At 42.4% G+C, this 12,347-nt stretch carries 16 protein-coding genes; 6 read left to right on the top strand and 10 right to left on the bottom strand.

Translation table 11 applies throughout. From position 1 onward, the window contains the following. Positions 1-9: 9 nt before the first annotated feature. The 8 genes from AC1DPZ_RS14160 to AC1DPZ_RS14125 all read right to left on the bottom strand — a co-directional run bounded on the left by AC1DPZ_RS14160 (position 10) and on the right by AC1DPZ_RS14125 (position 5,748). Complete coding sequence (locus tag AC1DPZ_RS14160) at positions 10-183, bottom strand: DUF5522 domain-containing protein (protein ID WP_477404397.1); 174 nt, start codon at positions 181-183, stop codon at positions 10-12. Further along, the gene (locus AC1DPZ_RS14155) at positions 183-1,124 is read right to left on the bottom strand and encodes an MBL fold metallo-hydrolase (RefSeq protein ID WP_477404395.1); all 942 of its coding nucleotides are present in this window, start codon (positions 1,122-1,124) and stop codon (positions 183-185) included. The genes AC1DPZ_RS14160 and AC1DPZ_RS14155 overlap by 1 nt, the downstream gene beginning before the upstream one ends. Before the next feature lie 50 nt (positions 1,125-1,174). Next, the gene (gene coaE, locus AC1DPZ_RS14150) at positions 1,175-1,771 is read right to left on the bottom strand and encodes a dephospho-CoA kinase (RefSeq protein WP_477404393.1); all 597 of its coding nucleotides are present in this window, start codon (positions 1,769-1,771) and stop codon (positions 1,175-1,177) included. After that, positions 1,771-2,718 carry a CdaR family protein gene (locus AC1DPZ_RS14145; protein ID WP_477404391.1) on the bottom strand — a complete coding sequence of 316 codons (948 nt, stop codon included), beginning with the start codon at positions 2,716-2,718 and terminating at the stop codon, positions 1,771-1,773. Before AC1DPZ_RS14145 ends, coaE begins: the two co-directional genes overlap by 1 nt. A 151-nt stretch (positions 2,719-2,869) precedes the next feature. Next, positions 2,870-3,196, bottom strand: a complete 327-nt coding sequence (gene yajC / locus AC1DPZ_RS14140; protein ID WP_477404389.1) for a preprotein translocase subunit YajC — start codon at positions 3,194-3,196, stop codon at positions 2,870-2,872. A gap of 17 nt (positions 3,197-3,213) precedes the next feature. Further along, positions 3,214-3,654, bottom strand: a complete 441-nt coding sequence (locus AC1DPZ_RS14135) for a DUF1573 domain-containing protein (protein ID WP_477404387.1) — start codon at positions 3,652-3,654, stop codon at positions 3,214-3,216. 15 nt (positions 3,655-3,669) lie between these two features. Next, positions 3,670-4,617, bottom strand: coding sequence for a transcription antitermination protein NusB (locus AC1DPZ_RS14130; RefSeq protein WP_477404385.1), 948 nt, complete (start codon positions 4,615-4,617; stop codon positions 3,670-3,672). Between the two features lie 48 nt (positions 4,618-4,665). Then, positions 4,666-5,748, bottom strand: coding sequence for a Glu/Leu/Phe/Val family dehydrogenase (locus tag AC1DPZ_RS14125; RefSeq protein WP_477404383.1), 1,083 nt, complete (start codon positions 5,746-5,748; stop codon positions 4,666-4,668). Positions 5,749-6,108: 360 nt separating this feature from the next. On the opposite strand from AC1DPZ_RS14125, the gene AC1DPZ_RS14120 reads away from it, so the two are divergent. From AC1DPZ_RS14120 to AC1DPZ_RS14095, 6 genes are all read left to right on the top strand, one after another. Next, a complete protein-coding gene (locus AC1DPZ_RS14120) occupies positions 6,109-6,918 on the top strand; it encodes an SDR family NAD(P)-dependent oxidoreductase (protein ID WP_477404381.1) in 810 nt (269 codons plus the stop codon). A 70-nt stretch (positions 6,919-6,988) separates the two neighbouring features. Continuing rightward, on the top strand, positions 6,989-7,294 hold the full coding sequence (locus AC1DPZ_RS14115; protein WP_477404379.1) for a hypothetical protein: 306 nt from the start codon (positions 6,989-6,991) through the stop codon (positions 7,292-7,294). A 61-nt stretch (positions 7,295-7,355) separates the two neighbouring features. Next, a complete protein-coding gene (locus AC1DPZ_RS14110) occupies positions 7,356-7,868 on the top strand; it encodes an SLATT domain-containing protein (protein WP_477404377.1) in 513 nt (170 codons plus the stop codon). Between the two features lie 315 nt (positions 7,869-8,183). Continuing rightward, positions 8,184-9,332, top strand: a complete 1,149-nt coding sequence (locus AC1DPZ_RS14105; protein ID WP_477404375.1) for an acyltransferase family protein — start codon at positions 8,184-8,186, stop codon at positions 9,330-9,332. Positions 9,333-9,387: 55 nt separating this feature from the next. Then, positions 9,388-9,882: a nuclear transport factor 2 family protein gene (locus tag AC1DPZ_RS14100; RefSeq protein ID WP_477404373.1), complete on the top strand. Its 495-nt coding sequence runs from the start codon at positions 9,388-9,390 to the stop codon at positions 9,880-9,882. A gap of 346 nt (positions 9,883-10,228) precedes the next feature. After that, on the top strand, positions 10,229-10,405 hold the full coding sequence (locus tag AC1DPZ_RS14095) for a hypothetical protein (RefSeq protein WP_477404371.1): 177 nt from the start codon (positions 10,229-10,231) through the stop codon (positions 10,403-10,405). Between the two features lie 444 nt (positions 10,406-10,849). On the opposite strand, the gene AC1DPZ_RS14090 is transcribed toward AC1DPZ_RS14095, so the two are convergent. Then, positions 10,850-11,146 carry a hypothetical protein gene (locus AC1DPZ_RS14090; protein ID WP_477404369.1) on the bottom strand — a complete coding sequence of 99 codons (297 nt, stop codon included), beginning with the start codon at positions 11,144-11,146 and terminating at the stop codon, positions 10,850-10,852. Between the two features lie 374 nt (positions 11,147-11,520). Continuing rightward, a complete protein-coding gene (locus AC1DPZ_RS14085; RefSeq protein WP_477404367.1) occupies positions 11,521-12,024 on the bottom strand; it encodes an energy transducer TonB in 504 nt (167 codons plus the stop codon). Positions 12,025-12,347 lie beyond the last annotated feature (323 nt).

Genomic DNA, 12,347 nt, shown 5'->3' with positions numbered 1-12,347 from the left:
GTATGAGGCTTAATTCTCATTTTTTGTATCTTCCTTATTTTCAGCGGTTTTTGGTTTGCCATAATCCCAGGGACAGTGCAGGCATTTGTTTTTGCAGCAATAGCCGCGGGTAAGGTGATACTGCTTTGTAAAAACAAAGTTGCCATCTTCGTTTATATAGTAATCAATACCTTCCTGTAGCATTAGTTAAGTATTTTAACAAATATCCGGTTATTGAAATGATTTTTTAAGTGCCTGCCGTCGCCATGCAGGGTCCATACCTGTTTGGGTTGAGTTTGGGCTATGGTTTCCAGGATATCGTTCCAGTCCACATGGTCGGATATAAAAAGTGTATCCTGGTTGTTTACCTGTAGGTTTTTCCAACCCGAGGCAAACAGGCGCTTAACGCCCGTAGCCCTAATGTAACTGTCGAATGTAAACGGTGGTACAATGTACACAAACTCGTCCTGCACCTTCATCAGTTTACGGCCATACATTTGATATTTGCCGGGAGGGAAACCCATCTTTTCGTAAATGGCATTAATGGGCATAATTTTATGATGTACCAGGATTTTTTTTTGCGGCGCGTGTTCTGTTATTAAATTGATCAGCCTTTGACTTTTACCCAGCCCATAAGCACCCAACAGGATATTGCTTTTAATGGCGTTTATCTTTTTAATTTCTTCGATAGGGTTGGGATGAATAACAGCCGGATCTGCAAAAGTGCTTTCGGTAATCAGTACGTCGGTAGTAACCCACGCGATAGGTTCACAGGTTGCATCGGGTTGCAGCTTGTAATCGCCCGTGTACAGGTAACGTGTGCCCTCATATTCCATTAATACCTGGGCCGAACCCAGCATATGGCCTGCAGGTATAAGGGTTATCTTTACGTCACCAACAGTAAACAACTCGTTAAAGGGAACAATATTGAAAACCCTGGCAGCCGTACGGTCATACCGTAGCTGCATAATAGTTGCGGTGGCTCTTGTGCAGTAAACCTCATTATTACCACTAATGGCATGGTCGGCATGGGCATGGGTAATTACCGCCTTTTTTGCAGGTAGTTTTGGATCGAGATAAAAATCGCCGTATTTGCAATACAGGCCCTTATCATCTATCTGTACAAAATCATCAAGTATCATCATAATAAAGCTAAAAGCTAAAATTCGATATCAATAGCTTTTACCGGCTAATTTTAAATATTGGCAAGGGCTAAATATTTGCTGTGTAATGCAAGCACCTGCGGAATTACCAGCTGATGATCGTCGTTTATAATGATATCATCTGCCAGCTTTTTCTTTTCTTCTTCTGAGATCTGCCGGGCTTCACGTTTTTCAACTTCCTGGCGGGATATGCCATCGCGCCGCGTTACCCTTGCAATACGTGTATCCAGTGGTGCTGTAACTATTACTGTATTATCGCACGTTTTGTTTGACCCGCTTTCAAATAGTATGGCTGCTTCCCGTATAATATAAGGGGCATTTTTTGCTTTTGATTCCAAGGCCTCAAAAGCCCTGAAAACTGCGGGATGTACAAGCGAGTTTAGTTTTTCCAATTGGGCGGGATTGTTAAAAACTATAGCTGCAATATGTTTACGGTTGAGGGCGCCATCCTCCAAATATGATTCGGCGCCAAAAGTTTGTTTGATAGCCTCAATCAGATCAGCATCAGTTACCATCACTTTTTTGGCTTCGTCATCGGCATAAAAAACCGGGATACCCAAAAGCTCAAAAACTTTTGCTACTGTGGTTTTGCCACTGCCTATATTGCCTGTTAAACCTATTTTAAGCATTATTTTTTTACAATAAAATCAACATTAGCCGGACTTACTTTCACTATTTTACAAAACGGTGGGAAGCGGGTGAGCTGTACGGGCAGGGTTGAATAGCCATGATCACGCCAAAGGTCCAGATCGGCGGTAGCCTCAAACAGGTCTGCGGTCATATCCTTATAACGGTTTAATGAAGTGGTAAAAGTCACCTTAATTTTTTGAGGAAAAACCTTAACATTATCGTAATTATGATTGTTTACCAGCTTCACAGGAATCTCTAAGGTTTTTTCGGTGAACTCATCAACCGGGATAATAACCTGTACAGTTTTTGGATAAATACTTAAATTTCCTTCGTTAACGGCTTGTAAATTTACACGTGTAGTAATAGTTTCATTAATATCATCTGCTTTTATCGAATCGGTTTTCCATTCCACTATCTTTTGCAGGCGTTCTGTTGGGCCGCTTACGGTTATATAAGCTGGTTTTATGGATACATTGCCCGATATAGCAAACTGTTTTTGGTACTTGATGCCCATCATGGCCTTCACGGGTACTTTGCGGGTTAAGCGGTTGCTAAAATCAAAATATAGCGTGTCGGGATCAATAACGGTAATCTGCTGACTGGCCTCCCTGGCTGCGTTGATCTGTTTAAGCTGTGTGCTTAGCACCACGTAGTTGCGGGTCTCCAGCGATGCCAGGTCAACAATAATTGGCTTGCTCTCCGGCTTCATCCTGGCAAACAGCATTTGCCAGCCTGTACCTTGAATAGTTGCTTTTATCGTATCGGCTTGTAACGAATGAAATGCGCGTTTTTGAGGAGCGTTTTTATATGCTATAGTTTCGTTAACAATATAGGGTAAGGGGCTGGAGAGAGTAGTAAAGATCCATGCAATAACAGCCAACCCCAGGCAGGTAAAAAATGCCGAAAGCCGTCGCCGTTCTGTTGTGGATAATTTTACTATAGCCATTTTTCTTAGGATGAAGGATTAATGGACAAAGGAGTAAGGACTTTTTAGGTTAAAGGTTAAAGGCGAAAGGATAATGGTAAAATTACCAATCATCTTTCGCCTTTCGGAATGTCCTTCGGTCCTTGTTCCTTTATCCTTGCTGGTAAAAAGCTTAGCTTTTTACCACTGCCGGGGTATTCAACGCTTTTGAGGCATCTAAGGATATTGCCGATTTATCAAAACGGATCTTGCCGTTTTCTACCTCAACCAAAAAAGTAGTATCATTAAGGTCGATGATACGACCATGGATGCCGGCTGTTGTAACTACTTTGTCGCCTTTCTTCAGTTCATCTACGTATTTCTTCTGATCTTTTTGCTTTTTAACCTGCGGGCGGATCATGAAAAAATAAAATACTACGATAATTAACACCATAGGTATTAACATACCGTAACCACCTGAACCACCTGCCGGTGCCTGTAATAAAATAGTTGCTATCATTGTTTAAATTAATTGAATTATTTAGTTAAAACTTCGCCTATAAGGTGTACCATGGTTTGGGCAGGTACCGTGTTGGCTGTAACAGTAATTTGCTTGTCTTGTAAACCGGTTTTACCCGCGCTGTTAAAAGTTACTTTTATTAAAGCGCTTTCGCCCGGTTTAACAGGTGTTTTAGGCCACTCGGGTATAGTACAACCACATGTTGCATGCGCTTCTGAGATGATCAATGGCGATTTACCGGTATTGGTAAACTTAAAATCGTAGCTAACCTTATCGCCCTGCTTAATTTTGCCAAAATCATGACTTTCTTTTTCAAACTTCATGACTGGGGCATTGGCTGCATTAGCGGTAGTTGTTGCAGCGCTATCTGCAGCTGCGGTTGAACCACTTGTTTTTGATTGATCGCAGGCCGATAATAACAAACCCGCGGTTATTAAGCTTAAAAATAATTTCTTCATCTAAATGATCTATGGTTATTCTATTAATCCCCTGCCTATTTTACGTATTTTGTTCTCGGCTTTAAGGTCTATCAAAATCTTGTCTAAGATACCGTTTATAAATGAATTACTCTTAGGCGTGCTAAACTCCTTTGAAATTTCAAGGTACTCGTTAATTGTCACTTTTACCGGGACAGAGGTAAAGTTAACAAATTCGGTAATGGCCATTTTCATCAGCAGGGTATCCATCATCGCTATACGATCGGGCTCCCAGTTGGTAGTTTTGGCTGCTATCAGTTCCTGGTAGGCTTTATCAAAACGAATGCTTTTTTCAAACAGGTCAACCACAAACTCACGATCTTCTACCCAGTTACCGGTAATTTCGGCCAGGTGGTTCTGTTTGTAGTCGTCGCTGCTAAAATTTTTGAATGTTTTGGCTATCAAAGCCTGCAATACATCACGGTCAACCGGCCAAAAAATAAACTTATCTTCAAAAACCTGCTCAGCTAATGATGATTTTAAAATTACTTTTTTGAAAATGAATTTGATGATGTCTTTATCCGTTTGGATGGTATCGCCGGTTTTTGCCAGGTATTCGGCATACTCTGGCGATTTTTTAAGAATGATAAACAGTGATTTAGCCAGCTCGGGCTCAAAATGCCATTCAACTTTATATTTTTTTAAAGCGATGAGGTAGTCCCTGTTATCATTTAGAGAGAGGATGAACCTGTTGCTGAGTATTTTAACGTCAGCATTAAGGTCTTCGGCGGAGGGTAAATATTTGTTGGCGCGTTCTTCTTTATCGTTTGCGGCGTAATTAACCACCTCGGATATTAATGATAACATCCAAATATACATTTCAAAAACCTGGTCGATACTGTGCAGCATGTTTTTTTCATGATGAGTGATCTCCCTTGTATCTGACGAATGAAACGCGTACAACGCCTGCAATACTTTTACCCTTAGGTGCCTTCTGTTTAACATGTGTAAGAACGATTTGGTGAGCCGGATAGCCCACAGTTTAAATTATAATTAATATGATGATTTTACTTTTTTTATGTCCGTTATCCGTTTTTCGGCTATTTTATTCGCCGCGTCAATAGTTGAAATGTTTTCGAGCTTAGAAAGTTTTAAAATATTACGGGTAACCTCATAAATATTTTCGGTAAGCTGCATGGTGCGTTTTTTACTGAACCCCTTTAACTCCGAGTAACAGTTGATGATACCACCGGCATTTATCACATAATCGGGCGCAAACATGATGCCTTTATCCAGTAACATTTCGCCGTGCGCACTTTCATCCAGCAGCTGGTTATTGGCCGAGCCGGCAATAATACCGCATTTTAACTTGTTGATGGTTTGCTCATTTACCGTGCCGCCCAGTGCGCAGGGTGCGTATATATCAGCATCAATATCAAAAATACTGTTGTTTGATATTGCTTCGGCACCATATTTTTTGGCTATTTGCCCAATGCGTTCTTCCTGGATATCACTTACATAAACTTTAACATTCTCATCCCGAAGCAAGCGTACAAGGTGCTCGCCAACGTGGCCTACGCCCTGTACAATTACCGATTTGCCGGTAAGATTATCAGTTCCAAACTGCTCTTTAACGCAGGCTTTTATACCCATCAAAACTCCCTGCGCGGCAACAGGCGACGGATCGCCGCTGCCACCAAGGCTTTCCGGAATACCGGTAACATATTCTGTTTCCATGCGGATGTATTCCATATCGCGCGGATTGGTGCCAACATCTTCGGATGTGATGAACTCGCCGTTAAAGTTTTTAATAAAGCGGCCAAATTTACGCATCAGCGCCTCTGTTTTATCCCTGCGCGAATCGCCAAGGATGACCGAATAGCCGCCGCCCATGTTAAGGCCGGCAATTGCACATTTATAGGTCATGCTTTTTGACAGGCGCAAAACATCATTTAAGGCATCTGCCTCTGATTTATAACTCCACATGCGTGTACTGCCAAAAGCAGGACCGAGTGTAGTATCATGAATAGCGATGATTGCTTTTAATCCAGTATCCGGATCGCTGCAAAATACAACCTTTTTATGCCCGAAAGTTTCGAGTTGGTCGAATATGGATTGCGATGGTTGAACAGGCATTAGTTGCGGTAGTAAATGTTTTAAGGCAGCACAAAAGTAGCGGTTTTTTTTTGACTGGCAAAGTTTAGTTGTGAATAGTGGGTGGAGGATAGGGTTGGAGCTTGTGTGAATAAATGTGCAAAAAGGCATTTTTCTTAACCCTATTGCGAAACGAAGCTGAAGAGAAGGTCGACTGACGAAGCCTGATCGGGGGTGAATCTTCGCCGATATACAGGGCCAATCCGGTCAGTCTCCAGGTTTTCAAATCCGGCCTCACATGTCGCAATAACACCCGTAAATTGTCCGTAATACCCCGGTTAAAAAGAATATTTAATTTTAGGTTTGTATAGCATAATCCTTCAAATAAATAAGCAAACCAGCATGATACTCCAAAACAAAAACGCAGTTATATATGGTGCCGGGGGCTCGTTAGGCAGCGCGGTTGCCAGGGCATTGGCCGCTGCAGGCGCCAGGGTATTTTTAACCGGCAGGAATTTGATTTCTGTACAAAAAGTAGCAGATGAAATTATTGCCGGCGGCGGGCTTGCAGAAGTGGCCGAAGTGGATGGGTTTGATGAAAAGGTAATCAACAGCCATATCAATGGTGTTGCACTTAAAGCGGGTACGGTAGATATCTCGTTCAATGCTGTTGGTGTTAATGTTGTGCAGCGCATTCCTTTGGTTGACCTGCCTGTAGACGACTTTGTGCGTCCGGTAGCTACCACCCTGCAAACCCTGTTTTTAACGGCTACGGCCGCCGGTAGGGTAATGATGAAACAGGGATCGGGGGTTATTTTGTCGCTTACAGCAACTCCCGGTGGAATAGGTTATCCCTATACAGGCGGCTTCGCGGCGGCGTGCTGTGGGGTAGAAAGCTTTAGCGTGAACCTGGCTGCTGAGTTAGGCGTATATGGTGTGCGGGTGGTAAACATTCGTTCGGGCGGTTCCCCGGATTCAAGGATATTTGCTGATGTTATTGCCGCTCAGCCGGAAGTGATGGCACCCGTCATGAGGCAGTTGGAAGCAGACACCATGCTGAAAAAACTGCCACTAATGGCCGATATAGCCAATACCGCAACGTTCCTGGCTTCAGACCTGGCAAGCAAAATAACCGGCGTTACCATTGATGTAACAAGCGGCACAACCGCAGGCTTGAATTATAGAGTGGTACCAGTGGGTTCTAATAAATAATCAATCATCTGCGCCCGGCCGTAGAGGTAATATAAATAACCTGATTATCAATTTATTAAAATTTATCACCATGAAAATAGTACGGGTACAATACACCACCACCGCCCAATTTGCAGCAATAAACCAGGAAAACATTGCCGGTATTGTGAAAGAATTAAAAGAGTTGAATCACCCCGGCATTAAATACGGCGCCTGGTTGCTGCCCGACGGTAAAACCTTTATGCATTTCGATCAGCTTGAAAACGAGGAAGCCCACCAGGTGCTCACTTCCCTGCCATCCTTCAAAAAATTTGATGAGCAGCTTTGGGCAAGCCAGCTGGAAGTAGAACCGGTATTGGAATTGTTGACTTTAGTGGCATCTACCGAGGATTATTGAATAAAACTAAATTTTAGGTGAATAAATATAAATCCGTATAATTGGCAATTAACCTAAAATTATGACTATCCCTGCAACCACTCACTCCAACCTGCCATTGGGTGATGATACACCAGTAACATTAGAGCAGATTAAAAATCTGGACGACCGCATCCTTGAAAAAATTGCGGACTACAGGAGAAAGAAAACGCTAAATAAAAGATTCGCTGTTGCAATGCAATCATTGTCGGTAATATTTTCTATTGGTACAACTATATTGATAGGCTGGAAAGTAATTGACGAAACCAATAAACCTATCGTTGATTATAAGTATTTAAATTATGCCTTGGCGGCGAGTGCACTTGCGTCGGGTATTACTTCGCTTAATAAATTTTTTGATTATAAAGATCTATGGATCATTTATAACATTGCAGTTATATCTTTAAAGTCGGTTAGCGAAAAGCTTATTTTTTTATACTCCCGCGGAGAGGGTAAGACCACAAAAAAAGAGCTCGATGAAATATTTAAGAAATATGAAACTATTTGCGAAGATATGAGCAGAAATTATCAGCAGATCCGTTCTTCACCGGATTAGATAGTGATAATACCGATCAAAGGCTGAATAAGTCGCAAGTCTGCCATCGCTCATTTTCACAATACAAGCGTCAAAGAGGATAACACATCTCCGGCACGCAAATTATTATTCGTCTGCGAAGCTTTTGTTTTCCTGGAGCAGGCAATGCCTTGGCTTATATAGCATTGAGGAGTTCCTGTAGAACTCCGTAAATTTCATTTATGTATTTCCGATTTATTTAAGCACATTTAGCATCAAATGCTGCTGCGTAAACCAAAGGCCGCCATTAACCTGATTAAACATTATTTTATCCATTTATAATTATCACAAAGTAAAATGAATGCATCGCCTGCTTATCCCGATTCGAAAAAACATTACCCAATTTTAGATGGCCTGCGTGGCGTTGCCGCCCTTATTGTGGTGGCTTTTCACGTTTTGGAAACCTACTCCGGTAACCGTTTCAACCAGATTATTAATCATGGTTACCTGGCGGTCGATTTCTTTTTCCTGCTTTCGGGTTTTGTGGTGGCTTACGCTTATGACGACCGCTGGGGGAAGATGAGCCAGTGGGATTTTTACAAACGCAGGCTCATCAGGCTGCAGCCCATGGTTATTATGGGGACTGTAATTGGCGCTTTGCTTTTTTATTTCCAGGCCAGTCCGGCGTTTCCGCTTATAGCAGGTACGCCCGTTTGGCAGCTTCTGCTGGTAATGGTAGTTGGTTTTACCATGATCCCGCTGCCTGTATCTATGGATATACGCGGCTGGCAGGAAATGCATCCGTTGGATGGCCCTGCCTGGTCGTTGTTTTTTGAATACATCGCCAATATTATGTATGCGTTGGTTTTTCGTAAAGTTTCGCAAAAGGTGCTTGCGGTATTGGTGCTTTTATTTGCCTGTTTTCTTGTTCAGTATTTGATATTGGGGCCTCAGGGCGATGTTATTGGGGGCTGGAGCATCAATACAACCCAGCTTAATATTGGTTTCGCCCGTTTGCTTTACCCGTTTTTTGCGGGACTGCTGCTTTCGCGCATGGGTAAGCTTATCCATATTAAAGGCGCTTTTACGGTAAGCAGCCTGCTGATAGCCCTTGTTTTGTTTATCCCCCGCATTGGCGGCAGCGAACACTTGTGGATGAATGGTTTGTATGAGTCGATTGTTATCATCCTTATTTTCCCGCTCATTGTTGCCATTGGCGCCGGGGGCCACATAAGCAGTAAGTTTTCGGCAAAGGTGTGCCGGTTTTTTGGCGATATATCATACCCTATTTATATTACGCATTACCCATTAATATACCTGTATACCGGCTGGGTGGCAAAAAATAAGGTACCTATGAACTATGGTATTTGGTTTGGCCTGCTTTTGTTTGTTGTTAGCGTCGCCATTGCTTATGCCTCGCTAAAATTGTACGACGAGCCTGTGCGGAAGTGGCTTGCCAGGCGCTTTTTGGCAAAAAAACAGGTCGAGGCAAATATTTTAGTTTAATTGTAACTATGGGCTGCCCGCGGGCGTCTACCCGGTATAATTAACACTTTTAACCATGAAAACGCAACGTCTGTTTTTCCGCATATGTTTTTTTGCAATGTTTATTACCATTGCAGTTGGTTTTACCGCCGATGCCCAAACCACGGCTTTTAAGCCTAAAGACCCTGCGCTGTTTAAAGTAATTGCCCATATGGATAGCGTAATGTTTAACGCCTTTAACAGCCGTAACCTGGAGGTGCTTAAAACTTTATTTGCGGCCGACGTGGAGTTTTATAACGATGGCAAGGGCCTTACCGGCTACGACGGCACCATGGCCGGTTTCAAAGGCATTTTTGAAAACAAACAGGCCGCCGATCTGCGGCGCGACCTGCTGCCCGAAAGCCTGGAAGTATACCCCATGCCCGGCTTTGGCGCTATTGAAATGGGAACCCACCGCTTTACCCATACCGAAAACGGCCAGCCTGTAATAGGTATCATGAAATTTGTACACATATGGCAATATAAAAATGGCCAATGGAAAGTTACCCGGGTAGTAAGCGTTGGGCATTAATGGGCTGGTGTTCCGGCTGCCTGTATAGGCTTGCATTATGCCGCACAAGGTAATCGTCGGTGTTCTTAAATCTTTACTTGGGCGTATCCCCCGCTGGTAGAAGCGGGGGCCAGGCTATCCACTCATACTGCGCGAGGCATTAGCCACTTTGGCCGGTATCCGTTTCTATCCTTTACGCGACATTTGGGATACAAAAAAATCCCGGATGAATTAACATCCAGGATTTGCATATTCAATACCTTGCATGCGGGCCACAAGGCTGGAGCTTTGCGGCAGCTAAAGTGCTTGCGGCAGCTAAGGCCTTGCGGCAGCGTGTGAAAATCGCTTGCGGTAGCTGGGGGTGAACATGGAAAGCAACATGCCCCACGAAGTAACCGTAGAAGATAAAACGACCGTTGAGCAAATAAAGCTGATCCAGGAACTTGACCCGGATGATAAGTCCATGATCTTTAAAATGATCGATACCATGCTCACAAAGAAGAAGTTTAAAGACTTCTTTCAAAAGAATGTAGCTGCACTATAAAACAACAAAGCCCGACGGTTAGGCCAGGCTTTGTATGCGTAAGACACAAAGATATCAACTTCGTGATTTCAAATAAACCCTTACCAATGGAGTTATAAAGAACAAATCATCCTTATTCTCCTTGCCCCACGCGGCCCAATAATTTAACAGTTCGTCATATAAAGCTGGGTTGGCATTCAATATTTTGACTATTTCTGACCAATGATTATTATTATAATCTACTTCGCTTTCAAGATAATCATCATATGAAGACAACACGAGAGAAACGATCGAATATTTTTCAAGATCAGATAGGTGAGTACTATTTATAATTTCAATGAATTCAAATATCCTATGCCGATCAGAGAACTCTACAGGCCAATCCTGTTCATTTCCGTTACAATCGAATCCTAACAGCTTGTTCAAACTCAAAATAGTTTCCTTATTAATAATCATACTCTTAATTTAATATTCAGGATAAGCTGTTTTAACTCCGTTGCCACTTGGCACCAATCTTATTTTTGTAGGGGTTCCAAAGGTACCATCAGGATTAATCATTCTTGCTGGAAAACCATCTGGTATAGGTAATGAAACAGCTCCGTTATTTAATTGGCCCAAATTGTCATTTATAAAGCCGGCTGCAGCCTGATTATCCAAAAATTGGCCTTGAGCCATGCCCGATCCACTTGCTCTATTAGTTAAAAAATCAGTAGCGCTTTCACCATGAATATCAAATGTATGTCCAAAAGCTTTCTTAGTCAATGCAATTGGTTCTGCAGTGACTACATCCCCCGCTGTCGCAAGGCTCCAGCCTTGTGACCCGCATGCTAAGTATGCGCCACACATTTAGGACAGCACAATGTTAAGCAATCAAAATATTACATCCTTATAAAAACATCTATCCAAAAAACGGTTGCAAAACTTACAAAAATATAATCCTTCCGGATTTCTGAATTTATAATTGCAGTTCATGCTTTAAAAATACAAAATCCCGGACGAAACGTACATCCGGGATTTGCAAATTCAATACCTTGCATGCGGGCCACAAGGCTGGACCTTGCGGCAGCGAAAAGCTCTTGCGGTAGCTGGGGTAGCTGAGAAAAACCCTTGCGGTAGCTGGACAGGCAATCCCATAGTCAAGGAGTTTGAAAAGGAATAACCATATATTTGACGCTAAGAACATTTTTTCTTTTAAATTTTGCAGGTGTAAACTTTGGTAATTGTTTGATAAAGCTTATAGCGTACGAATCACATTCTTTACACAACTCTATTGATTTAACAACGCGCATGTCTACTACTGTGCCCTTGTCATCAATTAAGAGAGCAACATATACATTGCCTTCTATATCTTTAGACGGCCAGCGAAGATGGTCTTGAATAAATTGCTTCCAGGCAACTTTGTCTTTTTCGATTTTGACACTCGCCGGGGTATCAGGATTGAAAACTAATTGAACCTCATCATTCTTCATAAGCCAAGATTGGGATTTCAATGCATTGTTTTCAAAATGGGATTTAAGATAGGCTTGCCCACTATTATCTTTAACAATGCGATCAAAAGTAGATAATTTGACTTGTGAGTAACAAGAACTTACATTAAGAGCGAATAAGCAGATTAATGTATTACGGATTTTTTTCATCATAATTATTTTCAGCTTCTATTTCTCTATTGTGAATTTGATTTTCCAATTCTTTATTATTTTCTGGACTGTCACTTTTTAAAGATTTAATTCTTCCATGCGAGTGTCGCTTGCCTAACAATTTAAACAAAGTATGGCCATATGCTTCCCCCGCTGTCGCAAGGCTCCAGCCTTGTGACCCGCATGCTAAGTATACGCCATGCCTTTAGGACAGTACTGCGTTAGGCAAAGTATGGCCATATGCTTCCCCCGCTGTCGCAAGGCTCCAGCCTTGTGACCCGCATGCTAAGTATACGCCATGCCTTTAGGACAGTACTGCGTTAGGC

It is taken from the genome of Mucilaginibacter sp. P4_G9 (genome assembly GCF_056400985.1).
Note: the sequence above shows the minus strand (reverse complement) of the source record. Positions and strands in the feature narration are given on the sequence as shown.

Excerpts from the sequence above, each read along its gene's own strand:
- AC1DPZ_RS14155 (WP_477404395.1), bottom strand. The coding sequence starts at position 1,124 with ATGATGATACTTGATGATTTTGTACAGATAGATGATAAGGGCCTGTAT.
- AC1DPZ_RS14125 (WP_477404383.1), bottom strand. The coding sequence starts at position 5,748 with ATGCCTGTTCAACCATCGCAATCCATATTCGACCAACTCGAAACTTTC.
- AC1DPZ_RS14130 (WP_477404385.1), bottom strand. The coding sequence starts at position 4,617 with ATGTTAAACAGAAGGCACCTAAGGGTAAAAGTATTGCAGGCGTTGTAC.
- AC1DPZ_RS14085 (WP_477404367.1), bottom strand. The coding sequence starts at position 12,024 with ATGATGAAAAAAATCCGTAATACATTAATCTGCTTATTCGCTCTTAAT.
- AC1DPZ_RS14135 (WP_477404387.1), bottom strand. The coding sequence starts at position 3,654 with ATGAAGAAATTATTTTTAAGCTTAATAACCGCGGGTTTGTTATTATCG.
- AC1DPZ_RS14120 (WP_477404381.1), top strand. The coding sequence starts at position 6,109 with ATGATACTCCAAAACAAAAACGCAGTTATATATGGTGCCGGGGGCTCG.
- AC1DPZ_RS14160 (WP_477404397.1), bottom strand. The coding sequence starts at position 183 with ATGCTACAGGAAGGTATTGATTACTATATAAACGAAGATGGCAACTTT.
- AC1DPZ_RS14115 (WP_477404379.1), top strand. The coding sequence starts at position 6,989 with ATGAAAATAGTACGGGTACAATACACCACCACCGCCCAATTTGCAGCA.
- coaE (WP_477404393.1), bottom strand. The coding sequence starts at position 1,771 with ATGCTTAAAATAGGTTTAACAGGCAATATAGGCAGTGGCAAAACCACA.
- AC1DPZ_RS14105 (WP_477404375.1), top strand. The coding sequence starts at position 8,184 with ATGAATGCATCGCCTGCTTATCCCGATTCGAAAAAACATTACCCAATT.
- AC1DPZ_RS14095 (WP_477404371.1), top strand. The coding sequence starts at position 10,229 with ATGGAAAGCAACATGCCCCACGAAGTAACCGTAGAAGATAAAACGACC.
- AC1DPZ_RS14110 (WP_477404377.1), top strand. The coding sequence starts at position 7,356 with ATGACTATCCCTGCAACCACTCACTCCAACCTGCCATTGGGTGATGAT.
- AC1DPZ_RS14145 (WP_477404391.1), bottom strand. The coding sequence starts at position 2,718 with ATGGCTATAGTAAAATTATCCACAACAGAACGGCGACGGCTTTCGGCA.
- yajC (WP_477404389.1), bottom strand. The coding sequence starts at position 3,196 with ATGATAGCAACTATTTTATTACAGGCACCGGCAGGTGGTTCAGGTGGT.
- AC1DPZ_RS14100 (WP_477404373.1), top strand. The coding sequence starts at position 9,388 with ATGAAAACGCAACGTCTGTTTTTCCGCATATGTTTTTTTGCAATGTTT.